The sequence below is a fragment of the Cupriavidus sp. FW216-B1 genome (assembly GCF_058789195.1).
This window is the reverse complement of the sequence record NZ_JBYTEL010000005.1, coordinates 216,629-243,298: the sequence shown is the minus strand read 5'-3', so window position 1 is coordinate 243,298 and position 26,670 is coordinate 216,629. Positions and strand designations below refer to the sequence as shown.

Here is a 26,670-nt window from a genome sequence, read left to right as displayed (position 1 = left end):
AGGCACTAAGTGGCGGATAAGCCGCTGGCTTGCGACGTGACGCTTCGCAAAAGCGGAACAATACCAGATCGGCGGGATGCGGGTCCGGACAAGTCCGGTTGAATGGATTTTTTGCAGTCTTGAAATCGCTTTCTGATTAGTTTGAATGCCTTTGCATTGCCCCAATCCGTTGCCATAATGTGGATAAAAAGTGAAATCCGGGCCACAAAGTGGCCGACTCGCCGAATATCCGCGTGGCAGGGCCTGCGCGCGGCCCGGCGGGTTCCGTACAAGATGGTGCCGCACGGCAGCGGCGGCCCGGCATGCAGGGTTGCCGGCATGACGGAGCGCCGCAGTATCGGGCGATATCGGGCGGGTATCGGGATACTCGGGATATTCGGGGTAGCGGGGTAGTGGGGTCGAACTCTCTAGGATCACATGGCAATCAAGTTCTCCATGCAGGCGGTGACCGCCACGCCCCGGCGCAGGGCCGGCGTGCGGGTGGCCGGCGGCATCGTGGCGGCGCTCGCGGTATTCGGGCTGGCCGGTTATTTCGGCGGGCCGCCGCTGATCAGGTCCATCGCGGCAAAGCAGGCCAGCGAGGCGCTCGGGCGCAAGGTCACGATCGGCGGCGCCCAGGTGCGGCCGTTCTCGCTGGCGGTCACCGTGTCCGACCTCACCATTTACGAGCCGGACGGCACCACGCCCATGCTGACGCTGGGCGAGGCGCAGATCGACGGCGCCATCGCCTCGCTGTGGCACATGGCCCCGGTGGTGGACGCGGTGCACATCGACCGGCCGGCGCTGCGCCTGGCGCGCGACGCCAGCGGCCGCATGAGCTATGCCGACATCGAGGAGCGCTTCGCCGCGCAGCCGCCCGCGCCCAAGTCCGAGCCGGCGCGCTTCTCGATCAACAACATCGCCCTGACCGGCGGCAGCGTGGTGTTCGACGACAAGCTGCTCGGGCAGACCCAGCGCGTCGACAACCTCACCGTCACGCTGCCGTTCCTGTCCAACCTGCCGCATGACGTGGAGATCGTCACGCGGCCCTCGCTGAGCGCGCGCATCAACGGCTCCGCGCTGGCGCTCGACGGCACCATGCTGCCGTTCGCCGCCTCGCGCGAGACGCACCTGAACCTCAATCTCGACGGGCTGGACCTGCCGCGCTACATGGCGTTCGCGCCCGCGCTCAAGGACGCCGAGGTCAAGGGCGGCCTGCTGGACACGCGCCTGACGCTCGGCTTCATCCAGTCCAAGGACAAGCAGGACGTCTTCCTGGCCGGCACGGCGGCGCTGCGCGAGGCCGACATCCGCAAGCACGACGGCTCGCCGCTGGTGAAGGCCGGCCGCGTGGCGCTCGACATCGACCGCATCGAGCCACTGGCGCAGAAGGCGCACCTGCGCAACGTGACGGTGGAAGGGCTGGCCGTGAACGCCACGCGCCGCGCCGACGGCACGCTCGACCTCGCCCAGGCCTTCCTGCCGCAGGCCCCGGCGGCCACGCCGGCAACATCCGCGCCGGCCGCGCCCGCTGCAGCACCTGCGGTGGTGCCGGCTTCCGCGCCGGCCGCCAAGGCGGGCCCGGCCTCGGCACCCGCCGCGGCCGGCATCGCGCCGCCGCAGCCGGCACCGAAGCCGTGGTCCTACGCGGTCGACCAGATCAGCATCAAGCAGGCCAGCCTCGCGCTGCGCGACGAGCTGGCCCCCTCCGGGCCCGGCACGCTGGCGCTCGGGCCGCTGGACGCCGAGGTCGCGGGCCTGTCGGGCGACAGCGACAAGCCGGCCAAAGTGCAGGCCAAGCTGGGCCTGGGCGAAGGCCAGAGCCTCAGCCACGAAGGCGAGCTGACCCTGCGCGGCGGCACCATGACCGGCACGCTGCAGGCCAGCGGCGTGAAGCCGCAGGGGTTTGCCGCGTGGTGGCCGGCCGAGCTGCGCACGCAGCTGGGCGACACCGCGGTCAACGCCGAGCTGCACTACAAGATGGCATGGGGCGGCCCGGAATTCGCGTTCTCGCTGGACAAGTCGCGCGTGGAACTGGCGCCGCTGTATGTCGCCACGCGCGAGCCGGTGGCGGTGCCCGCCGCGGGCGCCGGCAACGCCGGCAGCGCGCGCCGCGCGCGCGCGCGCACGGACAACGACGACGACACCGCCAGCCTGCCGGTCATGCGCGCCGAGCGCGTGGCGCTCGACGACATCGGCTTCGACCTCGCCGGGCATACTTTCAGCGCCGGCGAGCTGGTGGTGGCCAAGCCGCAGGTCGCGCTCACGCGCGACCACCGCGGCGAGCTGCTGGAGAGCGCGCGTCTGTGGGCGGCGCAGTCCGGGCAGAAGGCCAGCCAGCGCTCGGCCACGGTCGTGGCCAAGGCGGCCCGGGCCGAGAGCCCGGCGGCCGCCAGGCCGCTGCCGTGGAACGCCCGGTTGGGCAAGTTCGCGCTCGACGGCGGCAGCGTGCGGCTGACCGACTACGCGCCGGCCGCCGCCAACCGCGACCGCCCGGTGATCCACCAGTACCGCAACATCAGCCTCGGCACCGGCGCGCTGCAATGGCCGCTGGCGCCCGGCGCGATCCCGCTCAAGTTCAAGGCCGAGAGCGGACGGCGCGGCGTGATGGCGCTGGACGGCACGGTGCAGCCCACGGCGCCGGCGGCGCAGATGCAGGTGGACCTGCGCGAGATCGACCTGGCGCCGCTGCAGCCCTACCTGGCCGACCGCTTCAACGCCGCGCTGCGCGGCGGCACGGCCACCGTCAAGGGCCGCCTGGGCGTGGACGCGCCCAGCGGCAAGCCGATCGCCGCGCGCTTCGCCGGCAATGCGCAGCTTGGCAACGTGCGCACCGTGGACCGCGTCACCGGCGACGATTTCCTGCGCTGGCGCTCGCTGGCCGTCAACGGCATCGACTTCGTCATGGACGAGTCGAAGGGGCCGATGAAGGTGGGCGTGGGCAGCGTGGCGCTGTCCGATTTCTACGCGCGCGTGATCCTCAACGCCAACGGCCGGCTGAACCTGCAGGACGTGATGGCGGGCGGCGCCGCCAAGGGCGAGGCCGCGCCGAGCACCAGCCTGACGCAGGCCAACCCGGCCTCGGCGCCGCCGGCCAGCGCGCCGTCTGCCGCGCCCGCGCCGGCCCCGGCGCCCGCCGCCACGGCGGCGGCCAAGCCGCAGATCCGCCTGGGCGGCGTGACGGTGAGCAAGGGCAACATCAATTTCTCGGACTTCTTCGTCCGGCCCAACTACACCGCCAACCTGACCGACATGAAGGGCTCGGTCTCCAAGGTGTCCTCGACCGATCCAGCGCCGGCCGACCTCACGCTGGCGGGCCGCATCGACGACGACGCGCCGGTCAACATCGACGGCAAGCTCAACCCGCTGGCCGACCCGCTCTACCTCGACATCGCCGCCAAGGCCGCCGGCGTGGAGCTCACGCGCCTGACCCCCTACGCGGCCAAGTACGCCGGTTATCCGATCACCAAGGGCAAGCTCACGGTGGACGTGGCGTACAAGATCGAGAACGGCAAGCTCGATGCGAGCAACCACCTCTACCTGGACCAGCTCACCTTCGGTGACAAGGTCGACAGCCCCACGGCGACCAAGCTGCCGGTGCTGCTGGCGGTGTCGCTGCTCAAGGATCGCAACGGCGTGATCGACATCAACCTGCCGGTCTCGGGCTCGCTGTCGGACCCCGAGTTCAGCATCGGCGGCGTGATCGTGCGCGTGATCGTCAACCTGCTGACCAAGGCCATCACCTCGCCGTTCTCGCTGATCGCCTCGGCCTTCGGCGGCGGCGGCGACGAGCTGGGCTACGTCGAGTTCCCGCCCGGCACCGCCACGCTCACGCCGGCGGCCAGGCAGAAGATCGACACGCTGGGCAAGGCGCTGGCGGACCGCCCGTCGCTGCGGCTGGAGATCAGCGGGCGCATCGATCCGGCCACCGACATGGCCGGCGCGCAGCGCGCCTGGCTCGACGCGCGCGTGGCCGAGCAGAAGTCGCGCGACCTGCGCTCCAGCGCCCGCCAGGGCGGCGTGGCGGACGACAGCGAGGAAGGCGAGCAGGGCGCCAAGGTGACGGTGTCGCAGCAGGAATATCCGAAGTACCTGGAGGCGGTCTACAAGCGCGCTTCGTTCAAGAAGCCGCGCAACGTGATCGGCCTGGCCAAGTCGCTGCCGACGCAGGAGATGGAAAAGCTGCTGCTGGAAAACGCGCCGGTGACCAACGTCGAGCTGCGCCAGCTTGCCGAGCAGCGCGCGCTGGCGGTGAAGCAGTCGCTGGAGCGCGACGGCAAGGTGCCGGAAAACCGCCTGTTCCTGACCGCGCCGAAGCTCGACACCGAGGGCATCAAGGACAAGGGCGCGCCCAACCGGGTGGACTTCGCCATCCGCGACTGAGAGCGGCTAACCGAATATGCTATCGCCGGACGCCGCAGTGATGTCTTGTGCTGCATAGGGGAGCAACAACATGAAAACTAGCCCGGCGCTGTCGTAAAAGATCAAGGTGGAAATTCAAGGATGGGCGACTCCGCGTAGTAGAAGTCCGCCCATTGCGATATAGACCATTGCCTCGGATACGTCGGGACGTCGCTCGTAGTCCCTGACCAGGCGACGCCAGCGAATCATCCAGCCGAAGGGACGTTCCACTACCCAACGCCGGGGCAGAACTGCGAAGCCAACCTGATCCTCGTGGCGACGCACCACCTCGACGACAAAGTCGAGCGTCGCGGCTTTATCCATCAGCGCGCGACGATCGTACGCGCCATCAGCAAACAGATGTTTCAGGCCCGGCCAACGCCTTTTCAAGGCCTCCAGTACCGTCACTGCCCCTGTACTGTCGGCAATGTCTGCGGGCGTCAGGTTCACCATCAGCCGCCGCCCATTTGTATCCACGGCAATATGCCGCTTGCGCCCGACGATCTTCTTCGCAGCATCGCAGCCGCGCTCTTTCGCCGCTGGCGCCTTCACCGATCGGCTATCCACGACACCAGCGCTGGGGCAAAGCTGGCGGCCTTAGAACTCCCTGTCGAGCGTCAGTACAACATCGTGGAGCGTGCGAAACAGGAACCTGCGCATCAGTCGGCGCAACCGCCAATACACCGTTTGCCGGGCCGGGAGGTCCTTGGGCAGCATGCGCCAGCCGCAGCCCGAACGCACCAGGTATCGCAGCGCATTGATGACTTCACGCAGGTCGGTCTTCCTGCGTCGCCCACGCTGGGCTGGCTTTGGCAGCAATCCTTCCATCGCGGCCCATTCCACGTCTGTCATGTCGCTCGGATATCGCTTTGTCTTGGCCGCCATACTTGCCTGCCGTTCTCGATGTTCTTTCTTCCACATCCGAACGTTAGATCACATCTGCGGCGAATTTTCAAACAGGCTCCAAGGAAGTTTGCGCAGGTGAGAAATGCCGTCAAGCAGCGGCGCAGTCTCCATCCGTCAAGACGGTCCTCCAGTGTGGGCGGAAGGCTTCGGGGCAGCGAGTGTGGGCGGTTTTAGCATGCACTCTTGACGACGTGCAATACGAACGATTCGAGTGTGAGCCGTTGATGCGCTAGCTTGATGAGCTGACTGCCCCCGACGGCGATTGCGACGAAAACCACTGCATGGTTCTATGGCCACAATTCCCGGATAGCCTCGGTAGAGGCTGATTCCCGCGGAATCCCTGGAAATATCTCACATTAGTTTGCTTTGCCTCGGTGAGTCATCGGCTGATTCTGATGATTGGTCAACAGATCTAGAAGTCTCTAAGTTTAGGGTAAATCCTATTACCTTCTCTTTCTGGGTTTGTTCGCTTGTGCGTCATATGAGAATTCTCCGATATTTTCGGAAAAATCCCATTTACCAACGCGGAGACGTGTGAGCGATATTTCTGACATAAAACCTGTTTTAATGAGAAATTAAATTTCTTGAATGAGATTGATTCTTGTTTGTGTTGACGGCAGGAAAAAAATAAAAGACACTGCCAACGTCAATGTAACGGCATGTATCAAAATGTCACAAGAATCGCACTATCCCTTGATTGGCTTGGGTGTCTCACGGCAAGAGTTCTATCAAAACTATTTCGAAAAGAAATTTTTGTTCGCACAGAATGCAATCCAAAAGCACGCCGTCACATGGGAAGGGTTGAATGAAGTTGTATTTCGCGAAAGCGATCTCACTGCTATCCGTCTATTTAAGGATGGATTGCTGCCGGACCACCAATACACTTCGAAGTACCAAGACATACGGGAAGTCTGCACTCAGCTTTCGCGTGAAAAGGTGGAGAGCTACCTTGCCGCGGGTGCGACCCTCGTTGTCAATCGTCTCGACCACAAAGATAAGGCGATTGCGATGCTCTGCCAGGCTCTCTCGACGCAGTTGGGTCTGAAGGTTGCAGCGAATGGATACATAGCGTTTGGCGGCGACGGCACGTTCGGAAAACATTGGGACACGCACGATGTCTTTGCCATGCAACTTCTCGGAAGGAAGCGATGGTTGGTTTATGAGCCCACTTTCGAACTTCCTTTGGAACATCAAAAGAGCCGGGCTTTCAAGGCTGACTGCCCGGCAATGCCGGTGTTTGATCAGGTGCTTGAACCAGGCGACATTCTGTACATTCCGCGTGGCTGGTGGCATGAGGCACTTCCGATAACGGGGTGCGAAACCTTCCATATTGCCGCAGGGGCTTACACGGGCACATTGATCGATTATTTGACTTGGATCGCAAACAAGCACTTGGTCGGCAATTCTCTAGCGCGGCGCTCAGCTATACCTGGACATATCAGTTCCGAGGAGTTGCAGCACTTTGCTGATACCGTGCAGAAGTCGATTGTCGAGCAGGAAATTTTTTATGAATTCAATAATGAAATGGGAGCGCTTGTGAACAGGCTGGATCTGATTGATCTAACGAAGTCTGAGCTAAGAAGTTTCGCTCATTTATAAAACGTCCGCAATTTTTTTCCACATTATGGAGAAATGCTAGATGCGTCCTCTAACGATGCATGAAATCGAACTGGTATCTGGGGCGGAAACCATTACGTATAATCTGCCCGCGGGGTCGTCGGTGACCACCCGCTTGGAGGGAAATCAGTCCACAACGATCTTCGTGTCCATTCCGGGTGTGCCAACTTACACGTGGAATAGCGGAACCTACATGGCTTGTACTCTCATCGGGACAGGCTTTGCGATCACAGCCGGCACCTTGACGGGTAATGTGGCCATTGGACTGCTCACGGGCAAGCTGGCGTCTTATGGTTGCACATCGTATATGAACAGCACTCTGCCCCCGCCTCCCGGGGAAGATGGCGACTAATACAGAGCTAAGGAGAACGCATGCGCAGATACTCAACAAGGATAGCTTGGTACTTTGCATTGGCGCTTATTTCTATAGGCATGTTTTATCTCAGGCATCCTAAGATCACCGGGCCCTTTTTTTCAGCCTTGGGATACTACTTACCAATGTCGCTGCTGTGGCTATTTATGGGCCGCGTCTTGGTTAGCTTCCAAGGCTATCCTGCGAAGACCCTTGGCATAGAAACTGAGGTGTTCGGCAAAGTCCTGGTGACCCTTGGGTTGGCTATCTGTGCTGCTGGATTTGCGATGAACCATGTACAAGTGACCGTTGTCGGGATGATGTTCTCAATGGCTGGAATGGACGGTGTTGCATGGTCGCGTGAAAACAAGAGGCGAAAACTTTAGCAAGATCGACCGATGTCAAGTGATGGAGCCACAATGCGCGGCTCGGAAATATCTTTATTAAATGAGCCATTTCGAACCTAACAAAGGGAATTTGTTCAGGCTCGAAGCGCTTAATGCCACCCGGTCAAATTTTGCGGGTAGCGTCATTTTGAGCTATCCCATATCGGTATGGATAATTAGTGGCTTTGCCATACTGTGTCTGATATCGATCCTCGTTTTTTCTTGTGTCGGAGAATATACGGCGCGCGTCACGGTACAGGGACAACTCATCCCGACATCTGGAATTTTGCGCGTGTATTCTCCTCAACCGGCAGTAGTGCTGGAGAGGGCGATTGCGGAAGGGCAATTTGTACGAAAAGGGGACAAGCTCTTCGTATTATCCAGCGACAGAAAGAACCGTGATTCCTCTGGTGTTCAGGCTGAGATCGGGAAACATATATCGAGCAGACGGACGTCTTTGACGGTTCAGTACAGCAAGACAATCAGTACTCAGCAGACGGAGCTTGAATCAGCACGTGCAAAGGTTGGAAGTCTTCGGGCGCAAGCATCGGCCATGCGGAGCCAAATTGAAGGGCAGCAACAGCGCGTTGACATTTCCGGCGACGCAATGAGGCGATATGCGGAACTGCGTCATGGCGAGTTCATTTCGACTGACCAGATGCAGCAGAAGGAATCGGATTACCTTGATCAGAGATCCCGAATTGACGCGCTACGCCGTGAGATGTCGGCAATTCAACAGGAACTGAGGATAGCGATGGCGGATTTAGACAGTCTTCCGGCAAAACACCAGGCAGCACTGGGTCAAATTGAGCGATCGATCAGCGAGGCCGATCAACAACGAATCGAGAATGAGGCTCGTACTGAATTGACCATTACCGCGCCGGTGTCCGGTACAGTCACCTCGGTCGTCGTTGCGAATGGCCAGTTTGTTGACTCCAGTAGAGCGCTCGTGGGAATTTTGCCAGAAAAAGCAGTCTTGCAGGCGGATCTATATGCACCAAGCCGCGCCATCGGATTCGTGAAGGAAAATGACGCGGTTCTACTGAGATATAACGCCTATCCCTATCAGAAATTCGGCCATTATCGAGGGCGCGTCCTTTCGATTACCGCGACTCCAATGACAGCCACCGAGCTCTCGGGAATCGCTGGTGGCATCCCGGCCATGGATGCCACAAAGCCAACAGAACTTTACTACAGGCTAACAGTGAGCCTAGAGAAACAAACCGTCGGCGCCTACGGTCGCTCCATTCCGCTTAAGAGCGGGATGACACTCGAAGCAGACATCATGCAGGAGACCCGACGCCTCTATGAGTGGGTGCTTGAGCCCGTGTATAGCGCAAAGGGCATGCTCTCCAATTAATGACGATTCAAAGCCAAGTCTCAATGTCTTCAACTGACTCTGTCCGTACTGGTTTCGGGAGGCGATTGTCGATCATCCTGCAAACCGAGGCAACCGAGTGTGGCCTAGCATGCTTGGCAATGGTCGCTTCGTATCATGGCTTGCATCAGGACCTGAGGACGTTGCGCCAACAGTTCCCGACGTCGTTAAAGGGCGCAAATCTGTCCCAGCTCATGAAGGTGACAGAACGACTGGCCATGGCTAGTCGGGCTGTGCGGGTTGATCTGGAGGAACTAGGCCAGTTGAGACTGCCTTGCATTCTCCATTGGAACTTCAATCACTTTGTGGTTCTGAAGGAGGTGAGTGCAAGCAAAGCTGTTATTCACGATCCGGCTCAAGGACCTCGGGTGCTAAGTCTGGAAGAGGTATCAGCGCAGTTCACCGGGGTCGCCATGGAAGTGTGGCCGTCCTTGGATTTCAAACCCAGTGATCCTTTACCAAGGCTTCAGCTCAGAACGCTTCTCGGGCGTGTCACCGGCCTTCACTGGGCACTGGTACAACTCTTGTGTCTTGCCCTCGCCCTGGAGATATTCGGGCTGATTACACCGCTGTCCATGCAGTGGATCACCGATCATGTCTTGATCAACTCAGATCGAAAGCTCCTAACTACGCTTATATTGGGCTTTTCAATTGTCTTTGCTATACAGCAGGGTATCTCCGCCATGCGTGCATGGTGCATGATGCACCTCGGCGCGACCCTGGGTATACAGTGGAAGGCGAATGTTTTCTCCCATCTACTAAGATTGCCCACCCAATATTTTGAGAGACGTCATATTGGAGATATTGTATCTCGCTTCGGAAGCGTCGATGCGATTCACCAGACGCTCACGAATTCGATTCTGGCCGCTGCGTTGGACGGACTCGTCTCGTTGGTCACGCTGGGGCTGATGCTTTCTTACAGCGCGAAACTTGCGCTAATACCGGTCTGTGCGATGGTCGTCTACTGCGCGGGTCGTGCGCTGACATATAAGGCATTTCGGCTTGCATCTCAGGAGTACCTTGTCAAGGCTGCGAAAACCCAATCACACTTTCTTGAAACCGTTCGAGGAATTAGGGCAATTCAGATATTCCAGAAGCAGGACGAGAGGCGTTCTTCTTGGGTGACGCTAATGGTGAACCAAGTGAATGCAAGTCTGAAATCACAGCGGATGCAGCTTGTCTACCAACAGGCAAATGGCGTTCTTTTCGGATTTGAAGGAATTGTGGTTCTTTATTTGGGGGCGACGCTAGTCATTGACGGAGATTTCACAATTGGGATGCTTATCGCTTTCAATTCATATAAGGGACAATTCAATTCTCGGGTAGGTGGTCTCATCGATAATTACTTTTCGATGAAATTGTTGCAGCTTCAGGGGGAGCGCCTAGCGGATATAGTGCTACAACCGGCCGAATTAACTTCGCAGCGAGCAGAGAATGATGAGCGTAGCTTCTCGGGAGAAATTACCGTTCGCAATATCCAATACCGGTACGCTCATGGTGAGCCCACTGTTCTTGCTGGCGTAGATTTCCACGTGCATGCGGGCGAGGCGGTATCCATCGTGGGACCTACCGGCTGCGGAAAAACGACGCTACTTAATATTCTGCTCGGCACGCTTAAACCGACTCGCGGCGAAGTGTTGCTGGATGGAATCGAAATGTCCGAGGTTGGCGCGTCTGCCTTCAGACGTTTCGTCGCGACAGTCATGCAGGACGACACACTATTTGCCGGATCTATTGCGGATAACATTTGCTTCTTCGAGAACGGCATGGATCAGGAGAAAATCGTCCGCTGCGCAACTGCAGCGGGAATTCACGATGAAATCGCCGCGATGCCGATGGGGTATAACACGCTGGTCGGTGACATGGGAAGTGTATTGTCTGGGGGGCAGAAGCAGCGCATTTTGCTGGCTCGAGCACTCCATAAGGAGCCGGTACTTCTCATTCTGGATGAGGCGACTTGTCATCTCAATGCAGAGAAAGAGCAGGAAATTCTCTCTGCCATTCGTGCGCTGAAGATTACCCGCATCACAGTAGCGCATCGCGCTGAAACGATTTTGTCCGCGGATCGAATCATTGCGCTTTCAAATGGCCGTGTAGGATGGATTGGAACACCGGCAGAGTTTTCCATTCTAGAAGACGCTTAGGTTGCGAAGGTGGCACGGTGGTGAACGTTGTTTCTGTGTGGATGAATCTGAGGCTAGATCTAACGCTTTCGGTTGTCTTTTTTGCATTATATTGCAGCCCGGGCATGGGGAAGACAGATATTGAGGCGCCGCCCCTAAATCGGACGATTGTTGCACTTGAAGAAGCGCCGATCTCGTGTGAGGGAGGGGTGGCTGACGGAGCAATGGAGTTGACCGAGGTCCTCTTCAAGGCCGTGTGCGAAAGCGCATTGGTGAAGCGTAGTGATGCCGCAGCGGTGAGCGCCACAGCAGAGCGAGGAAAGGCCCGAGCGCCGTATTACCCAACAGTCTCTGCGGCCGTTTCTGGGAGCTCTTTTGAAAAGGCCGTTACGTATCCAAATTTTTCAGCAGGAAATTACTCGCTTTCAGGACAGAGTGGGCTAGCGGAGGTGTCGGTGAATTGGCTGCTTTTTGACTTTGGCAAGCGCTCTGCAAACCTGGTGGCGGCAGAGAATTTAGTTCTCTCCGCTTTGGCAGAGCGGCAAAAGAGCGCACGCGACGTTATTCTCCTAGCTTCCGAGGCGTTTTATCGTCTGCAGGCTGCAGAGCTAGGACTCTCCGCCGCTCTCGACGCAGAGCGCAATGCGCAGGAGAGCGCGGACTACGCCGAAGCATTGCGTAAATATGGGGCTGGCGGCATCAGTGACAGGCTGCTTGCGGAGAATTCGCACAACCAAGCCAGGCTGCGTAGAATTGATGCCGCAAGCGAACGCGAGCTTGCAAGAGGCGATCTCGCAAGGATTCTGGGGCGTCCGAGTTCAGATGTGATTTCTATCGCGTCACCGATAATGGAGTCGAATTTTTCGACTATGAGCACAGGAGAGAATCTCTCGGTGTTGATGGATAACGCTGTCTTCAGAAGTCCGCGCCTTATATCCCTTGCAAGACAGGTCAACATCGCCGAAGCCCGCCTGGAGGCCGCCAAAGCGGAACTGTTGCCCTCCATTTCAATGTCGGGTTCCGCATACAAGAGCTTGACACCCCAGGCGGAATCCGTGATGACGCAATCGGTTAGGGGGTGGTCGATTGGACTCCAAGCCAGGATACCGATTTTCGACGGACTCCTGCAGCGTAGCAATATTGACTCGATTCGGGCAGAAGTGGACATCAAACGCATGGAGCTCGCCGAGGCGACCCACGATGTCCAAAGTTCACTATGGACGAACCTGGAAGGGCTGCGGCGCGAGACAGATAAGTTTTCGTTAGCCCAGACGATTGTGCGTACCTCAGCTGAGGCCTACGGTGCAGCGAGAGTACGCTACAAGGCGGGTGTCGGACCATTGTTGGAGCTTCTTAGAGCGCAGTCGGATGAGGCTGACGCGAGGCGTCAATCTATCGAGTCGTTCAGGCGCTGGCAGGTTGAGCGGGTCAAATTTGTCGTGAACTTTGGCTCGGATTCCTAGAATGGGAAGGCGCGGCTCCCCGGGGCCACCGTTTTGTGATAGGTACCCAGCTTTAGAACCACCCCTTTCAAGGTGACTAAACGACACGTCCAGCCTTGATGACGCGAGCGGTAGAAACATGCCGCCGTGCCACGCATTCGGCAACATAGCCTTTCTTCTTCAACGCTTTCGGTCCCCGCACATGTTTGCGAATCGCGCGGGATCAACGTGCGTGGCGATCTTGATTAGTATGCGGCCGAGTTGGACCGGGTGAGCAGGGTTATAGGCGTGCCACACCCCGACCGGCACAGCGATCATCATGCCAGCATACGTCGCCCGAATTTCGCTGGCGAGGTAGCACGGTGAGAGCTCGATATCACTGGTATCGAGTCCGTCCTGAACAACCCGCAAGCCGTTGATCGGGTTCGCAGTTCATCGGATTGATGGGCGTTGGATTTGCAGGGTATTGTTTTGCCAGTACCTGTTTTCTTGCAAATTCCTCCGAGGAGTCTGGTGTCTGATGGGTCCGAAGCCTTCGCAGCCGCAAACGGCAGAGTTGTTCCGTCCGCGTCTGGACGAGCAGATCAACATGAAGCACTCGCTGGTGAGGCTGGCGGCGCTGATCGACTGGGCCGAGATCGAGCGCACGTTCGCGGTGTCATTCACTTCCGGCCGTGGCCGGCCAGCCTTGCCGCCGCGTCTGGTCGCCGGGCTGCTGTACCTGCGGCACACCTTCGATGCCTCTGATGAAGCCGTGGTCAACACCTGGGTGGAGAACCCGTACTGGCAGTTCTTCTGTGGCGAGACTTACCTGCAAACCAAACTGCCCATCGACCCGTCCAGCCTGACGCGCTGGAGAAAGCGCATTGGGGAAGAAGGCGTGGAGCTACTACTGGCGGCCAGCATCGACGCCGCCCGGCGTGGCGGCGTGATACAGAAGGCCAGCGCGCAGCAGGTGATCGTGGACACGACCGTCATGCCCAAGTCCATCGCCTATCCGACCGACAGCCGCTTGCTGGACAAGAGCCGCCAGCACTTGGTCAAGGCAGTCGAGGACAACGGGCTGCGGCTGCGCCAGAACTACAACCGGGTGGCACCGCGGTTGGCCGCGCAGATCGGGCGCTACGCACACGCCAAGCAGTTCAAGCGCATGCGCAAGGCCGTGCGCACGCTGCGCACCCGTGTCGGCCGCGTGCACCGCGAGGTGCAGCGCCAACTGCGCATGCTGCCCGAAGCGGCTAAGGCCAAGGTCCAGGACCCGCTACAGCGCACCGGCCGCATCCTGACCCAGCGCACGAAGGACAAGAACAAGCTGTACGCCTTGCACGCGCCCGAGGTCGAATGCATCAGTAAGGGAAAAGCCAGGACACCGTACGAGTTCGGCGTGAAGGTCAGCATCGCCACTACGTTGAAGGAAGGCCTGGTGGTGGGCATGCGCTCCATGACGGGCAACCCCTACGACGGGCACACGCTGGCCGAGACGCTGGAACAGATGGGCATTCTCACCGGCACGGACAAACCACCCGCCACGGCCATCGTCGACAAGGGCTACCGCGGCGTGGAGATCGAAGGCGTGCGTATCCTGCGCTCGGGACAACGGCGCGGCGTTACCAGGACGCTCAAGGCCATGATCAAACGGCGCAGCGCCATCGAGCCCGCCATCGGGCACATGAAGATGGATGGACGACTGGGCCGCAATCCGCTCAAGGGCGCGCTGGGCGATACGCTGCACGCGGTGATGTGCGGCGCAGGGCATAATCTGCGCCCGATCCTGGTCGCGCTGCGGTTTTATTGCGCCCGGTTCGGGCTGTCGATGCAGGCGCTTATCGCGGCACTGCTTGCCTCTCCAAGCAATCACCGACTGGCCCGCGGCTGAGAGTCGAATTGTTCAAGACGGACTACTTCGTCGCAGACGAAAGGACACGGACGTAACGGATCGAAATCACGCTAGCGTCGCTTCGTTTTGAGACAACTTTCCAAAGCGGATCAACTGGCGGCGGACGCCGCCGCGGGCCGAAAAGCTTGTATGATCTGGCCCGGAATCGAAAACAGGAGTGCGTTTTGCAGCAGGAAGTCGTTGCCTACAAGACCTGGGTCTGCCTGATCTGCGGCTGGGTCTATGACGAAGAACAAGGCTGGCCGGAAGACGGCATCGCCCCCGGCACGCGCTGGGAGGATATTCCGGAAGACTGGCGCTGCCCCGAATGCGACGTGGGCAAGGGCGAGTTCGCCATGATCGAGATCTGACCGCCGGCACGGCGGCGACAACGATCAAGCAACCAGGCGATCAGGCGATTAGGCGACCTAGCGGCTACAGCGCTACGTTGACTACGGCCGGCGCGTTCAGGTCAGGCCCGGCGGCTGGCGCCGCCGCATCTCCCGGCAGATACCGGCGCGGCGCCGGTGCTGCGCGCAGCGCCGGTAGCGCATGCGATAGGGATGGCTGCAGCGCCAGATCGCCGCGACCACGGTGAGCAGCAGCAGCGCCGCCATCATGGCGGCCAACAGGCCAAGCGTCATCGCGGCCTCCTTCCCCTCGGCCATCTCCCGAGCCGGCTGGCGCGCGATACGTCCGCCGGCGCTCAGATCAGCAACGGCAACGCTTCGAGCAGGGCCACCGCCAGCAGGGCTCCGAAGATGGCGCCCGCCGCGCGGCAACTGATGCGCAAGGCCCGGGCCGTAAACGGAATCCCGCCGAAAGCGATCATGCCAACCAGCGCCATCGGGATCAGAAAAACAAGATCATGTGACGTGAAGTGCAGCATGGCTGTCTCCTGTCTCTCTACTTGTGTTTCCAGTATAGAAAGTGTCGCGGGGACGCCAAGCTCGATTAAGTGGGGGTTGTCACCTAAGCGGCACGCACCCGCTTCGCCGCGGTCCGCACGCTGCGCCGCAACATCGCCGGCGGACGCCGCCGGGCCTGCCTTGCGTCGCCGGAAAGGCCGGGCGCCGCCGCGGCCGCGGCAAGTACCGCGGCTGCCACACGCACCGCCGGCAATGCGCGGCATGCCACGCGCCGCGCGCATATTTGCATGCGGCCGGACCGACGGACCGGCCCGCCTGTCCTATGCTGACCAGTATGCAGGCCGGACCCGCAAGCGGGCCGCGGCGCCCGTGATGGCGCCACTGCAGCAACCAGCGTATCGGAGGTGGCTATGGAACTTCACATGCAATCGCACCATTACGTGCGTCGCCTGCCCGACTGGATGGCGGCGGCCGTGTCCGGCCTCGCGGCCGGCGCGCTGCTGATGGTGGTCGAGCTGTTCTGGTCCACCATGGTGGCCGGCGTCAATCCGTGGGGCACCACGCGCATGATCGCCGCCATCGTGATGGGGCCGGACGTGCTGCAGACCTCCCTGTTCAGCGTGGGCACGGTGGCGGTGGCGCTGGTCATCCACTTCGTGCTGGGCGCGGTGCTCGGCATGATCCTGGCGGTCATCATCGCGCCGTTCCACTTCGACTCCAGCGCCGGCATGGTGCTGCTGACCGGCGCGGTGTTCGGGCTGGCGGTCTACCTGATCGACTTCTATGGCATGACGCGCTTCTTCTCGTGGTTCGCCGACGCGCGCGGCTGGCACACGCTGGCGGGCCACCTGATCTTCGGCATGACCGCGGCCATCGCGTACTGGAAGCTCGAAAGCAAGGATGTATCGCACTGAGCACGGGCCACGCGGCGCGTTTTCGGCCTTGCGCATTGCCACTACACGGGCGGCGCGGCCCACCGGCGGCGAAGGAAGGTCCAGGCCTTCCTTCGCCGCTTTTTATGCGGCGCCCGGCGCGCCTGCGCGCCGCGCGTTTGTGTGGCAGTGCACCCAAAGCGATGCGGGCGGCGCCTTGCACCGGGCGGACCACATGCACTAGGCTTATCTCAACCTTGCGCTGAGTTCGCGGTCAGCCATGCGCGGGGGGGAGGGTCGGTATGGCGCTCGCCATTGCACTCGTCGTCATTGTCGTCGCTTCGGTGCTCTTTCATTTCCTGAGCCCGTGGTGGGCGACCCCGCTTGCTTCGAACTGGAAGCAGATGGACGACACGCTGACCATCACGCTGGTCGTCACCGGCATCTTCTTCATCGTCATCAACCTGTTCGTCGGCTACATCGTCTGGCGCTACCGCCATCGCCAGGGCGCGCGCGCCGCCTACCAGCCGGAAAACCGCAAGCTCGAACTGTGGCTGACCGCCGGCACCACGCTCGGCGTGATCGTGCTGCTGGCGCCGGGCCTGTTCGTCTACGCCGAATACGTGCGCCCGCCCGCCAACGCGATGGTGCTCGAGGTGGTGGGCCAGCAATGGCAATGGGGTTTCCGCTTTCCCGGCCAGGGCGGCCAGCTCGGTACTTCGGACGCGCGCTTCGTCTCGGCGGACAATCCGCTCGGCGTGAACCCCGACGATCCGCGCGGGCAGGACGACATCATCGTGGCCGCGCCCGAGGTGCACCTCCCGCTGAACCGCCCGGTCAAGGTGCTGCTGCGCTCCAAGGACGTGCTGCACGACTTCTACGTGCCGCCGTTCCGCGCCCGCATGAACATGGTGCCGGGCATGGTGACTTCGTTCTGGTTCACGCCGACCAGGGCCGGCACCTTCGAGATCCTGTGCGCGCAGCTTTGCGGCGTGGGCCACTACAACATGCGCGGCAAGGTGGTGGTGGAGGACGACGCCGCGTTCCAGGCCTGGCTGGCGCGCCAGCCGACCTTCGCCCTGACCATGCTCAAGACGCCCGCGCCGGGCGCGGTGGCGGCCGGCGGCGGCGCGCCCGCCGACACGCTCGCGGCGCAGGGCCGCGCGCTGGCGCAGAGCAAGGGCTGCATCGGCTGCCACAGCATCGACGGCAGCGTCGGCGTGGGGCCGAGCTGGAAGGGCCTGTACGGGCGCAGCGAGACCTTCGCCGACGGCAGCAGCGCGAGGGTGGACGACGGCTACCTCAAGACCGAGATCACCGAGCCGCAGCAGCGGCTGGTCAAGGGCTTCGGCCCGGTGATGCCGAAGATTCCCCTGAGCGAAGAGGAAGTGAGCGCGCTGGTCGCCTACATCCGCGCCAACGGCGCGCAGGGTGGCGCCACGCAGGCGGGCGCCGGTTCGGGCACCGCATCGGGCGCGGCAGCCCGGTAAGCCGACAGGAGCAGCCAATGGCCTACGCCGACCACGACATCCACGGCCCCACCAGTTTCTTCACCCGCTACATCTGGAGCCAGGACCACAAGGTGATCGCGGTGCAGTACACGCTGGTCGCCATCTTCGTTGGGCTGATCGGCGTGCTGCTGTCCAACCTGATGCGGCTGCAGCTCGGCTTCCCGGGGCATTTCGCCTTCATCGACGCCAACCGCTACTACCAGTTCGTCACCATGCACGGCATGATCATGGTGATCTACCTGCTCACCGCGCTGTTCCTCGGCGGCTTCGGCAACTACCTGATCCCGCTCATGGTGGGCGCGCGCGACATGGTGTTCCCGTTCCTCAACATGCTGAGCTTCTGGGTCTACCTGGTGTCCGTGCTGGTGCTGCTGGCGAGCTTCTTCGTGCCGGGCGGGCCCACCGGCGCGGGCTGGACGCTCTATCCGCCGCAGGCCATCCTGCCGGGCACGCCCGGCTACCAGTGGGGCATCATCCTGATGCTGGTGTCGCTGCTGATCTTCATCGCGGCGGCCACGATGGGCGGGCTCAACTACGTCACCACCGTGCTGCAGGCGCGCACCGAGGGCATGACGCTGATGCGCATGCCGCTGGCGGTGTGGGGCATCTTCATGGCCACCATCCTGGCGCTGCTGGCGTTCCCGGCGCTGTTCGTCTCGGGCGTGATGATGCTGCTCGACCGCACGCTGGGCACCAGCTTCTTCATGCCGGCGATGGTGTCGATGGGCCAGCATCTCGACTACAAGGGCGGCAGCCCGCTGCTGTTCCAGCACCTGTTCTGGTTCTTCGGCCACCCCGAGGTGTACATCGTCGCGCTGCCGGCCTTCGGCATCGTCTCCGACCTGGTGAGCGTGCATTCGCGCAAGAGCATCTTCGGCTACCGCACGATGGTGTGGGCGATCCTGGCCATCGGCGTGCTGTCGGTGGTGGTGTGGGCGCACCACATGTTCGTCAGCGGCATGAACCCGTACTTCGGCTTCTTCTTCGCCACCACCACGCTGATTATCGCCATTCCCACCGCGATCAAGGTCTACAACTGGGTGCTCACGCTGTGGCGCGCCGACATCCACTTCACGGTGCCGATGCTGTTCGCCATCGCCTTCATCAGCACCTTCGTCATCGGCGGGCTGACCGGGCTGTTCCTCGGCAACGTCAGCGTGGACATCCCGCTGTCCAACACGTATTTCGTGGTCGCGCACTTCCACATGGTGATGGGCGTGTCGCCGATCCTGGTGGTGTTCGGCGGCATCTACCACTGGTACCCCAAGGTGACGGGGCGCATGCTCAACGATACGCTGGGCCGCGTGCATTTCTGGATTACCTTCGTCGGCACCTATGCGATCTTCTTCCCGATGCACTACCTCGGCGTGCTCGGCATGCCGCGGCGCTACTACGCCTACGACAACTACGCCTTCATTCCCGAGTCGGCGCACGTGATGAACGCCTACATCTCGGTCGCGGCCTTCATCGTGGCCGCGGCGCAGCTGGTGTTCATCTTCAACCTGGCCTGGAGCGCGCGGCATGGCCGGCCGGCCGGCGCCAACCCGTGGCGCGCCGCCTCGCTGGAATGGCAGACGCCGCAGACCCCGCCCGCGCACGGCAACTGGGGGCCCGAGCTGCCGGTGGCGTACCGCTGGGCCTATGCCTACAGCGTGCCCGGCGCGAGCGAGGATTTCATCGCGCAGAACGCGCCGCCCGAAGCCGGCGGCGCCGAGCCCGAACCGCACCCCAGCCGAGGAGCCGTGGCATGAGCGTGAACCTGATCTACCGCGCCGACGGCGGCGGCGAGCGCCGCGGCGGCCCCGGCCCCGGCGACGTGGGCCGGCAGCGCGCCGGCCCGGCGCCGGCCAGCATCGGCCTGTGGGTGTTCATGGGCGTGATGTGCTCGCTGTTCGCGCTGTTCATCACCGCCTACGCCATGCGCATGGATTCGCCGGACTGGCACGCGGTGGCGCTGCCGTGGCAGGTGTGGCTGTCCACCGCGCTGCTGGCGGCGGGCAGCGCGCTCATGCTGGCGGCGGCGCGCGCCGCGCGCGCGGGCCGGCTGTCGCGCGCGCGCCGCGCGCTGCGCTGGGGCGGGCTGGCGGCGGCGGCCTTCGTCGGCTCGCAGTTGTGGGCGTGGCAGGCCCTGTTCGCCATCCACGTGGTGCCGGCCAACAACCCGGCCGGCAGCTTCTTTTTCCTGCTGACCGCGATGCACGGCCTGCACGTGCTGGGCGGCCTCGCCGGCTGGGCGCTCGCCATGCGCGCGCCGCCGGGCACGTTCATGGCGCGGCGCACCGCGCTGCGCATCACGCTGTGCGCGCGCTACTGGCATTTCCTGCTGGCCGTGTGGCTGGTGCTGCTGGCCGCGCTCGGTTGGCTGACGCCGGAATTCGTGCGCTTCATCTGCGGCCGCGGCTGAGCGCCGGGGCCAACGCCGAGGGAGGTAAGCCGATGTCATCGCAACCCGTTTCTTCCGCCGCCGCCGCGGGCGCGCCGGCGGCGGCCGGCTGGCGCGGGCTGGTGGCCGACTGGGGTTCCGACCAGCAGGCCTTCCGGGTGTCGTGGGGCAAGGCCATGATGTGGATCTTCCTGCTGTCCGACACCTTCATCTTCAGTTGCTTCCTGACCGGCTACATGACGGTGCGCATCGCCAACACCGTGCCGTGGCCGAATCCAAGCGAGGTCTTCGCGCTGCACGTCGGCAACGCCGAGGTGCCGCTGCTGCTGATCGCCATCATGACCTTCGTGCTGATCAGCAGCAGCGGCACGATGGCGATGGCGGTGAATTTCGCCTACCGGCGCGACCGCGCGAAATGCGCCGCGCTGATGTTCGCCACCGCGCTGTTCGGCGTGGCCTTCGTCTCCATGCAGGCCTTCGAATGGACCAAGCTGATCATGGAGGGCGTGCGCCCGTGGGGCAACCCGATGGGCGCGGCGCAGTTCGGCTCCGCCTTCTTCATGATCACCGGCTTCCACGGCCTGCACGTGAGCTGCGGCGTGGTCTACCTGCTGGTGGTGGCGACCAAGGTGCTGCGCGGGCGCTACGAGGCCGGCGGCAACTACCAGATCGTGGAGATCGCCGGGCTGTACTGGCACTTCGTGGACCTGGTGTGGGTCTTCATCTTCGCGCTGTTCTATCTCTGGTGAGGCTCGTCATGGCCACCTCGACGTCTTCCGCCGCGCCCGCCGGCCCCGAGGCCGGGCACGGCGCCCAGCACGGCCAGCAGCATCCCATCGGCCTGTACCTGAAGATCTGGGCGCTGCTGTTCGTGCTCTCCACGCTGTCCTACCTGGTGGACTACTTCCATTTCGAGGGCTACCTGCGCTGGACGCTGATCCTGCTGTTCATGGTGATGAAGGCCGGGCTGATCGTCGCCGTGTTCATGCACATGGCGTGGGAGCGGCTGGCGCTGATCTGCGCGATCCTGCTACCGCCGCTGTGCCTGCTGGTGCTGGTCGGGCTGATGGCGGCCGAGGCCGACTACACGTTCCTGCTGCGCGGCACGTTCTTCCACTAGGGCGCGGAGGTACACTTGGCGGGTTGCCGGTCCACCAGAGGAAGCCATGCACCCTGCCACGGAAGCCATCCTGATCTACAACCAAGGCCGCGATCCCGAGCGGCTCACGCGCAAGCTGGCCGCCATCGCGGCCGATCCGTTCGCCTTCCTGCGCGGCACCAACCATCTCTACGCCGCGGCCGTGGGCGGCGAGGCGGCACTGATCGAAGCGCCCGTGACCTACGTCTGCGGCGACCTCCACCTGGAAAACCTGGGCAGCTTCAAGGGCGACAACGGCCTGGTCTACTTCGACCTCAACGACTTCGACGACGCCCTGGTCGCGCCGCTCACGGTGGACCTGGTGCGCCTGCTCTCCAGCCTGATGATCGCCGCGCCCCAGCTCGGGCTGTCGGACGCCGACGCGCGCGCCGGCGCCGAGCGCATGCTCGACACCTACGCCGCCGTGCTGGCCTCCGGCAAGCCGCGCTGGGTGGAGCGCGCCACCGCCACCGGCATGGTCGCCACGCTGCTGCGCCGGGTCAAGCGCCGGCGCCGCGGCGAGCTGCTGGCCGAGCGCACCGTGCGCGGCGGCGGCAAGCGCCGCCTGCTGGTCGACGGCAAGCACGCGCTGGCGCCGCTCAAGGGCCAGCGCAAGCGCGCCGCCGCCATCCTGCGCGAGTTCGGGCAGCAGTCGAGCCACGGGCGTTTGGTCTCCGACGATGCCGCGCGCCGCATCGCCGGCGTGGGCAGCCTCGGGCTCGAGCGCTACGTGGTGCTGGCCCACAATGGCGACGACCGCGCGGCCCAGCGCCTGGTCGACATCAAGCGCGCCGCGCCCAGCGCCTGGAAGAGCATCCCGCTGCGCGCGCAGCCGCGCTGGCAGAGCGAGGCCGCGCGCGTGGTGCAGATCCAGCACGCCATGCAGGCGGCCTCGCCGGCGCTGCTGTCGGCGGTGACGATGGATGCTTCATCCTACGTGGTCAAGGGACTGCAGCCGACCGCCGACCGCATCAACATCGGCCCGCACACCGGGCGCACGCAATTGCGCGAGGTGTTGCTGACGATGGCGCGTGTTGCCGCGTGGGCGCACCTGCGCGGCTGCGGGCATGAGGCGGCGGACCGGATCGAGCAATTGCAGGAATTCGCGGCCGGCAGGCACTGGCGTGCGCCGGTGCTGCGGCTGGCGCGGCATGGGTGTGAGATGGCGCAGAAGCAGTGGCGGGATTTTGCGGAGGATTATCGGGTGGCCAGGGGGAGGGAGGGGAGTGGCTTAAGGTCGAAGTCGAAGGCTTGACGTCAGTTGCTTGACTTCAAAGTCAACTTCAAAGACGAAGTCAAAGTCAAAGGCTTTCGCGCCCCCGGCGCGACCTACTTTCTTTTGTCCGAAAAGAAAGTAGGTCGCTCCGCGGACTGCCTGGCCGGCAGGGGCAGAAACGTTGGGGTTTCTGGTTGTTGGTGGTTTCGTGGTGGGGTTTGTGGTTCTGCTGGCATCCTGCCGTTACCGGTGCGGGCGGCCACGACTTTGCTGGCGGTGTTGGTTTCGCGGTCAGACCTATGATGGCGAGTGCACTGCCTGTTCAGGCATCTGCCGTTACCGGTTTTGGCCGCCGCTACATAGCACCCTCATGGTTTCGTGGTGGGCGTGGTGGGCCGGGGTGCTGGGGCAGGGCGGGAAGCTAGCCCAGAAAAGACAAGGCCCGCAGGTTGGCTGCTTGCAGCCAACCTGCGGGCCCACTTTCACATGCGCTGTCAGACCTGCGTGATGAACTTGGTCACGAGGTAGCCATCGAAGGTTTCCTGGCCGCCTTCGCTGCCGATGCCGGAGTCCTTGATGCCGCCGAACGGCGTTTCGGCCAGCGCCATGCCGAAGTGGTTGATGTTGACCATGCCGGCTTCGAGGCCGTTGGACACCAGCGTCGCGGTCTTGAGCGAGTTGGTGAACACGTAGGAGGCCAGGCCGAACGGCAGGCTGTTGGCGCGGCGCAGCACTTCCTCGGCGTCCTTGAAGCGCGTCACCGGCGCGACCGGGCCGAACGGTTCGTCGACCATCAGCTTGGCGTCGTCGGGCAGTTCCGTGACCACGGTGGGCGCGAAGAAGAAGCCCTTGTCGCCGATGCGCGAGCCGCCGGCGACCACCTTGCCGCCGCGGTGGCTGGCGTCGTCCAGGAACTGTTCCATCGAGGCGATGCGGCGCTCATGCGCGAGCGGGCCCATCTGGGTGCCGTCTTCCAGGCCGTCGCCGACCTTGACCGAGCCGATCACTTCGGTGAAGCGCGCGAGGAACTTGTCGTAGGCCTTTTCCTGGACGTAGAAGCGCGTCGGCGAGACGCACACCTGGCCGGCGTTGCGCAGCTTGAAGCGGGCCAGCATCTCGGCGGCCGGCTCGATGTCGGCGTCGTCGAACACCAGCACCGGCGAGTGGCCGCCGAGCTCCATCGTCACGCGCTTCATGTGCGCGCCGGCCAGCGCGGCCAGCTGCTTGCCCACCGGCACCGAGCCGGTGAACGAGATCTTGCGCACGATCGGCGATTCGATCAGGTAGGTGGAGATCTCGCCCGGCACGCCCCACACGATGTTCAGCACGCCCGGGGGCAGGCCGGCGTCGTGGAACAGCTGGGCCAGCGCCACCACGGCGCTGGGCGAATCTTCCGGGCCCTTCAGGATCAGCGTGCAGCCCGCGCCCACGGCCGCGACGATCTTGCGGATGGCCTGGTTGAACGGGAAGTTCCAAGGCGTGAAGGCGGCGCACACGCCGATCGGCTCGCGCACCACGAGCTGGCGCACGTTGGGCTGGCGCGGCGGGATCACGCGGCCGTAGATGCGGCGGCATTCCTCGGCGTGCCATTCGGCGTGCTCGGCGCAGACCATGACTTCGCCCACGGCCTCGGCCAGCGGCTTGCCCTGGTCCAGCGTGATGTTGCGGCCGATGTCCTTGGCGCGCTCGCGGCTCAGCTCGGCCACGCGGCGCAGGATCTTGGAGCGCTCCAGCGGCGAGGTCTTCTTCCAGCTTTCGAAGGCGCGCTGCGCCGCGGCCAGGGCGCGGTCCAGGTCGGCGCGGCTGGCGTGCGGCAGCTTGCCGAGCACTTCCTGGGTGGCCGGGTTGATGACGTCCTGCTCGCGCCGGTCCCCTCCCTTGATGAATTCTCCATCGATGTAGAGGGCGAGATCCTGGTACATGCCTTTTCTCCTGATTGTTGTGAGTGCGGCACTCCGGGGCGGTGGTGCCGCAGGTTGGCCGGGGCGATGACCGCCCGGGCCGGGAATTCCTGGCCGAAGCCGCAAGCTTAGCGCGTCGGGCCGATATCTGCAGCCCCCGGGCGCCGCCCGGCCGCTCAGCCGCGCCGCAGCGTGGCCATGCCGCGCGCGGCCAGCGCCAGCGCGCCGTGGCGCGCGCCGCCGCCGAGGCTGTCGGAGATCTCCGCCGCGGCGCCGCGCACCAGCTCGGCGAAGGCCTTGATCCGCTGCGGGCGGAAGCGCTCGGCGGGGCCGGACAGGCCGACCGCGGCGATCACCTGCCCATTGCCGTCGCCGATCGGCGCGGCCACGCCGCAGACGGTCTCGCGCCACTCGCCGCGGTTGACCGCGTAGCCCTGCTTGCGCACCCTGGCCATCTCCAGCAGGAACTGCGCGGGGTCGACGATGCTGTTGGGCGTGGACGGCACCAGCGCGGCCGACATCCGCTGCAGCGCGGCCTCGGGCTGGAACGCCAGCATGGCCTTGCCGGTGGCCACGCAGTGCGCCAGCGCGCGGCCGCCGATCTGCGTATAGGCGCGCACCGGGTTGGCGCTGTCGATCTTGTGCACGTAGACCACCTCGCCGCGGTCGAGCACGGACAGGTGGACGCTTTCGCCGCTGGCGTGCATCAGCTTGTCCATCCACGCCTCGGCATGGCGGCGCAGGTCCAGCCGCGCCAGCACCGCCGAGCCCAGCTCCCACAGCTTGATGGACGCGCTGTAGCCGGTGCCGGAGGCATCGCGGATCACGTAGTTCATATCGGTGAGTGCTTGCAGCAGGCGGTGCACGTTGCTCTTGGCCAGGCCCATGTGGGCGGCGATCTCGGTCAGGCCGAGCGGGCGCTCGCTGTGCGCGAGCAGCTCGACCACGCCGAGCCCCTTGATCAAGGTGTTGTTCATGGGCGCGATGCCTCCGGCGGCGGTGGTGAGGGACCGGACAATGTCCGCGCATATGCGGGCAGCGCATATGCGTTCTCAAATGTGGAACGATAGTACCGTATTTGGCAACGTCCCTATAATCCTCGCATCTTCCATGCATATCTTCCCGGTACTTTCCCGATGAGCGATCTCCCGCAACACGACCTGCCGCTGCTGGGCGTCAAGGTGGTGGAATTCTGTACCGTCGCAGCCGGCCCGTTCTGCGGCATGCTGCTGTCCGACATGGGCGCCGAGGTGGTCAAGGTCGAGCCGCCCGACGGCGACACCCTGCGCCAGTGGCCGCCGCTGTCGGACGGCTACTCCGAGAATTTCGCCTCGCTCAACCGCAACAAGCAGTCGGTGGCGCTGAACCTCAAGGACCCGGCCGACCTCGCGCTGGCGCGCAGCCTGATCCTCGACGCCGACGTGGTGATCGAGAACAACCGCCCCGGCGTGATGGACCGGCTGGGCCTGGGCTACGCCAGCTTCCGCGAGGACAAGCCCGGGCTGGTGTACTGCTCGGTGTCGGCCTACGGGCAGAGCGGCCCGCGCGCCGGCGAGGGCGGCTTCGACCTGACTATCCAGGCCGCCGCCGGCGTGATGAGCGTGACCGGCGAGCCCGGCGGCGCGCCGGTCAAGTGCGGCGTGCCGCTCGCTGACTTCGCCTCGGGCCTGTACGGCGCGTTCGCCATCGCCAGCGCGCTGGCGCGCGTGCGCGCCGGCGGCGCCGGGGCCCACATCGACGTGCCGATGTACGGCTGCACGCTCGGCATCGCCGCGCTGCAGACCAGCGAGTATTTCGGCAACGGCCGCAGTCCGGCCAAGCTCGGCTCGGCCCATCCGCGCAACGCGCCCTACCAGGCCTTCCAGGCGGCCGACGGCTATTTCGCCATCGCCGCCGGCAACCAGAAGCTGTGGCTGGAAGTGGTGCGCGTGGTGGACCTGCCGGCGCTGGCGCAGGACGCGCGCTTCGCCACCACGCGCGACCGCGCCGCCAACCAGGCCGCGCTCAAGGTCCTGCTGGAGGAGCGCTTCGCCACGGCGGGCGTGGACCACTGGATCGCCGCCTTCAACGCGGCCGGCGTGCCGCATGCGCGCATCAACGACTACGCCGCCGCGCTGGACGATCCGCAGGTCGAGCACATGGACTGGGTGCGACCGCTGACGCTGCCGGGCGGCCACCGCACGCGCACCTTCGCCTCGCCGCTGCGCTTCGACGGGCAGGGCCTGCCGATCCGCCGCGACCCGCCCGCGCTGGGCGAGCACAATGCGGCGATCCGCGCGCACTACGAGAGCGGCGCCGCCGGCGCCGACGCCTGACCTGC

The 26,670-nt window shown here is 63.7% G+C and carries 20 protein-coding genes and 1 pseudogene; 16 read left to right on the top strand and 5 right to left on the bottom strand.

Annotated elements, in window-relative coordinates; genetic code table 11:
* Positions 1-417: 417 nt before the first annotated feature.
* On the top strand, positions 418-4,362 hold the full coding sequence (locus AC3WXD_RS14190; protein WP_492323992.1) for a DUF748 domain-containing protein: 3,945 nt from the start codon (positions 418-420) through the stop codon (positions 4,360-4,362).
* 114 nt (positions 4,363-4,476) lie between these two features.
* On the opposite strand, the pseudogene AC3WXD_RS14185 reads toward AC3WXD_RS14190, so the two are convergent.
* Positions 4,477-5,301, bottom strand: a pseudogene (locus AC3WXD_RS14185) (IS5 family transposase).
* 573 nt (positions 5,302-5,874) lie between these two features.
* On the opposite strand from AC3WXD_RS14185, the gene AC3WXD_RS14180 reads away from it, so the two are divergent.
* From AC3WXD_RS14180 to AC3WXD_RS14150, 7 genes are all read left to right on the top strand, one after another.
* Positions 5,875-6,885: a cupin domain-containing protein gene (locus AC3WXD_RS14180; RefSeq protein WP_492323991.1), complete on the top strand. Its 1,011-nt coding sequence runs from the start codon at positions 5,875-5,877 to the stop codon at positions 6,883-6,885.
* A 390-nt stretch (positions 6,886-7,275) separates the two neighbouring features.
* Positions 7,276-7,641, top strand: a complete 366-nt coding sequence (locus AC3WXD_RS14175) for a hypothetical protein (RefSeq protein WP_492323990.1) — start codon at positions 7,276-7,278, stop codon at positions 7,639-7,641.
* 61 nt (positions 7,642-7,702) lie between these two features.
* Positions 7,703-9,001, top strand: a complete 1,299-nt coding sequence (locus tag AC3WXD_RS14170; protein WP_492323989.1) for an HlyD family secretion protein — start codon at positions 7,703-7,705, stop codon at positions 8,999-9,001.
* Positions 9,001-11,163 (top strand): peptidase domain-containing ABC transporter, encoded by a 2,163-nt coding sequence (locus AC3WXD_RS14165; protein WP_492323988.1) that lies wholly within the window; start codon positions 9,001-9,003, stop codon positions 11,161-11,163. Before AC3WXD_RS14170 ends, AC3WXD_RS14165 begins: the two co-directional genes overlap by 1 nt.
* Before the next feature lie 20 nt (positions 11,164-11,183).
* A complete protein-coding gene (locus AC3WXD_RS14160) occupies positions 11,184-12,605 on the top strand; it encodes a TolC family protein (protein WP_492323987.1) in 1,422 nt (473 codons plus the stop codon).
* Between the two features lie 499 nt (positions 12,606-13,104).
* Positions 13,105-14,460, top strand: coding sequence for an IS5 family transposase (locus AC3WXD_RS14155; RefSeq protein ID WP_492323986.1), 1,356 nt, complete (start codon positions 13,105-13,107; stop codon positions 14,458-14,460).
* Between the two features lie 185 nt (positions 14,461-14,645).
* The gene (locus tag AC3WXD_RS14150) at positions 14,646-14,831 is read left to right on the top strand and encodes a rubredoxin (protein WP_020206294.1); all 186 of its coding nucleotides are present in this window, start codon (positions 14,646-14,648) and stop codon (positions 14,829-14,831) included.
* Positions 14,832-14,927: 96 nt separating this feature from the next.
* Here AC3WXD_RS14150 and AC3WXD_RS14145 read toward each other — a convergent pair whose 3' ends face one another.
* Together AC3WXD_RS14145 and AC3WXD_RS14140 are read right to left on the bottom strand one after the other, a co-directional pair.
* Positions 14,928-15,104 (bottom strand): hypothetical protein, encoded by a 177-nt coding sequence (locus AC3WXD_RS14145; protein ID WP_020206295.1) that lies wholly within the window; start codon positions 15,102-15,104, stop codon positions 14,928-14,930.
* 62 nt (positions 15,105-15,166) lie between these two features.
* Positions 15,167-15,349, bottom strand: a complete 183-nt coding sequence (locus AC3WXD_RS14140; RefSeq protein ID WP_006163669.1) for a hypothetical protein — start codon at positions 15,347-15,349, stop codon at positions 15,167-15,169.
* A gap of 390 nt (positions 15,350-15,739) precedes the next feature.
* On the opposite strand from AC3WXD_RS14140, the gene AC3WXD_RS14135 reads away from it, so the two are divergent.
* The 7 genes from AC3WXD_RS14135 (at position 15,740) to AC3WXD_RS14105 (ending at position 22,488) form a co-directional block, all read left to right on the top strand.
* Positions 15,740-16,243, top strand: a complete 504-nt coding sequence (locus tag AC3WXD_RS14135) for a hypothetical protein (protein WP_029044300.1) — start codon at positions 15,740-15,742, stop codon at positions 16,241-16,243.
* Between the two features lie 260 nt (positions 16,244-16,503).
* Entirely contained in the window at positions 16,504-17,691 is a 1,188-nt protein-coding gene (locus AC3WXD_RS14130) for a c-type cytochrome (protein WP_492323985.1), read from the top strand.
* Positions 17,692-17,708: 17 nt separating this feature from the next.
* The gene (ctaD, locus tag AC3WXD_RS14125; protein WP_492323984.1) at positions 17,709-19,463 is read left to right on the top strand and encodes a cytochrome c oxidase subunit I; all 1,755 of its coding nucleotides are present in this window, start codon (positions 17,709-17,711) and stop codon (positions 19,461-19,463) included.
* On the top strand, positions 19,460-20,116 hold the full coding sequence (locus AC3WXD_RS14120) for a cytochrome c oxidase subunit 3 (protein WP_492323983.1): 657 nt from the start codon (positions 19,460-19,462) through the stop codon (positions 20,114-20,116). The genes ctaD and AC3WXD_RS14120 overlap by 4 nt, the downstream gene beginning before the upstream one ends.
* A 32-nt stretch (positions 20,117-20,148) precedes the next feature.
* Positions 20,149-20,844 (top strand): heme-copper oxidase subunit III family protein, encoded by a 696-nt coding sequence (locus AC3WXD_RS14115; RefSeq protein WP_020206301.1) that lies wholly within the window; start codon positions 20,149-20,151, stop codon positions 20,842-20,844.
* A gap of 8 nt (positions 20,845-20,852) precedes the next feature.
* Positions 20,853-21,215, top strand: a complete 363-nt coding sequence (locus tag AC3WXD_RS14110; RefSeq protein WP_492323982.1) for a cytochrome C oxidase subunit IV family protein — start codon at positions 20,853-20,855, stop codon at positions 21,213-21,215.
* A 46-nt stretch (positions 21,216-21,261) separates the two neighbouring features.
* The gene (locus AC3WXD_RS14105; protein WP_454732730.1) at positions 21,262-22,488 is read left to right on the top strand and encodes a DUF2252 domain-containing protein; all 1,227 of its coding nucleotides are present in this window, start codon (positions 21,262-21,264) and stop codon (positions 22,486-22,488) included.
* Between the two features lie 455 nt (positions 22,489-22,943).
* Here the strand turns inward: AC3WXD_RS14105 and AC3WXD_RS14100 are convergent, their stop codons facing one another.
* Positions 22,944-24,371 (bottom strand): NAD-dependent succinate-semialdehyde dehydrogenase, encoded by a 1,428-nt coding sequence (locus tag AC3WXD_RS14100; protein WP_020206846.1) that lies wholly within the window; start codon positions 24,369-24,371, stop codon positions 22,944-22,946.
* Positions 24,372-24,526: 155 nt separating this feature from the next.
* Positions 24,527-25,327 (bottom strand): IclR family transcriptional regulator, encoded by an 801-nt coding sequence (locus AC3WXD_RS14095; RefSeq protein WP_059415058.1) that lies wholly within the window; start codon positions 25,325-25,327, stop codon positions 24,527-24,529.
* Positions 25,328-25,486: 159 nt separating this feature from the next.
* Between AC3WXD_RS14095 and AC3WXD_RS14090 the strand changes: the two genes are divergently transcribed.
* A complete protein-coding gene (locus AC3WXD_RS14090; protein WP_020206844.1) occupies positions 25,487-26,665 on the top strand; it encodes a CaiB/BaiF CoA transferase family protein in 1,179 nt (392 codons plus the stop codon).
* Positions 26,666-26,670: the final 5 nt, after the last annotated feature.

Excerpts from the sequence above, each read along its gene's own strand:
- AC3WXD_RS14190 (WP_492323992.1), top strand. The coding sequence starts at position 418 with ATGGCAATCAAGTTCTCCATGCAGGCGGTGACCGCCACGCCCCGGCGC.
- AC3WXD_RS14180 (WP_492323991.1), top strand. The coding sequence starts at position 5,875 with ATGAGATTGATTCTTGTTTGTGTTGACGGCAGGAAAAAAATAAAAGAC.
- AC3WXD_RS14175 (WP_492323990.1), top strand. The coding sequence starts at position 7,276 with ATGCGCAGATACTCAACAAGGATAGCTTGGTACTTTGCATTGGCGCTT.
- AC3WXD_RS14170 (WP_492323989.1), top strand. The coding sequence starts at position 7,703 with ATGAGCCATTTCGAACCTAACAAAGGGAATTTGTTCAGGCTCGAAGCG.
- AC3WXD_RS14165 (WP_492323988.1), top strand. The coding sequence starts at position 9,001 with ATGACGATTCAAAGCCAAGTCTCAATGTCTTCAACTGACTCTGTCCGT.
- AC3WXD_RS14155 (WP_492323986.1), top strand. The coding sequence starts at position 13,105 with ATGGGTCCGAAGCCTTCGCAGCCGCAAACGGCAGAGTTGTTCCGTCCG.
- AC3WXD_RS14145 (WP_020206295.1), bottom strand. The coding sequence starts at position 15,104 with ATGACGCTTGGCCTGTTGGCCGCCATGATGGCGGCGCTGCTGCTGCTC.
- AC3WXD_RS14140 (WP_006163669.1), bottom strand. The coding sequence starts at position 15,349 with ATGCTGCACTTCACGTCACATGATCTTGTTTTTCTGATCCCGATGGCG.
- AC3WXD_RS14135 (WP_029044300.1), top strand. The coding sequence starts at position 15,740 with ATGGAACTTCACATGCAATCGCACCATTACGTGCGTCGCCTGCCCGAC.
- AC3WXD_RS14130 (WP_492323985.1), top strand. The coding sequence starts at position 16,504 with ATGGCGCTCGCCATTGCACTCGTCGTCATTGTCGTCGCTTCGGTGCTC.
- ctaD (WP_492323984.1), top strand. The coding sequence starts at position 17,709 with ATGGCCTACGCCGACCACGACATCCACGGCCCCACCAGTTTCTTCACC.
- AC3WXD_RS14120 (WP_492323983.1), top strand. The coding sequence starts at position 19,460 with ATGAGCGTGAACCTGATCTACCGCGCCGACGGCGGCGGCGAGCGCCGC.
- AC3WXD_RS14115 (WP_020206301.1), top strand. The coding sequence starts at position 20,149 with ATGTCATCGCAACCCGTTTCTTCCGCCGCCGCCGCGGGCGCGCCGGCG.
- AC3WXD_RS14110 (WP_492323982.1), top strand. The coding sequence starts at position 20,853 with ATGGCCACCTCGACGTCTTCCGCCGCGCCCGCCGGCCCCGAGGCCGGG.
- AC3WXD_RS14105 (WP_454732730.1), top strand. The coding sequence starts at position 21,262 with ATGCACCCTGCCACGGAAGCCATCCTGATCTACAACCAAGGCCGCGAT.
- AC3WXD_RS14100 (WP_020206846.1), bottom strand. The coding sequence starts at position 24,371 with ATGTACCAGGATCTCGCCCTCTACATCGATGGAGAATTCATCAAGGGA.
- AC3WXD_RS14095 (WP_059415058.1), bottom strand. The coding sequence starts at position 25,327 with ATGAACAACACCTTGATCAAGGGGCTCGGCGTGGTCGAGCTGCTCGCG.
- AC3WXD_RS14090 (WP_020206844.1), top strand. The coding sequence starts at position 25,487 with ATGAGCGATCTCCCGCAACACGACCTGCCGCTGCTGGGCGTCAAGGTG.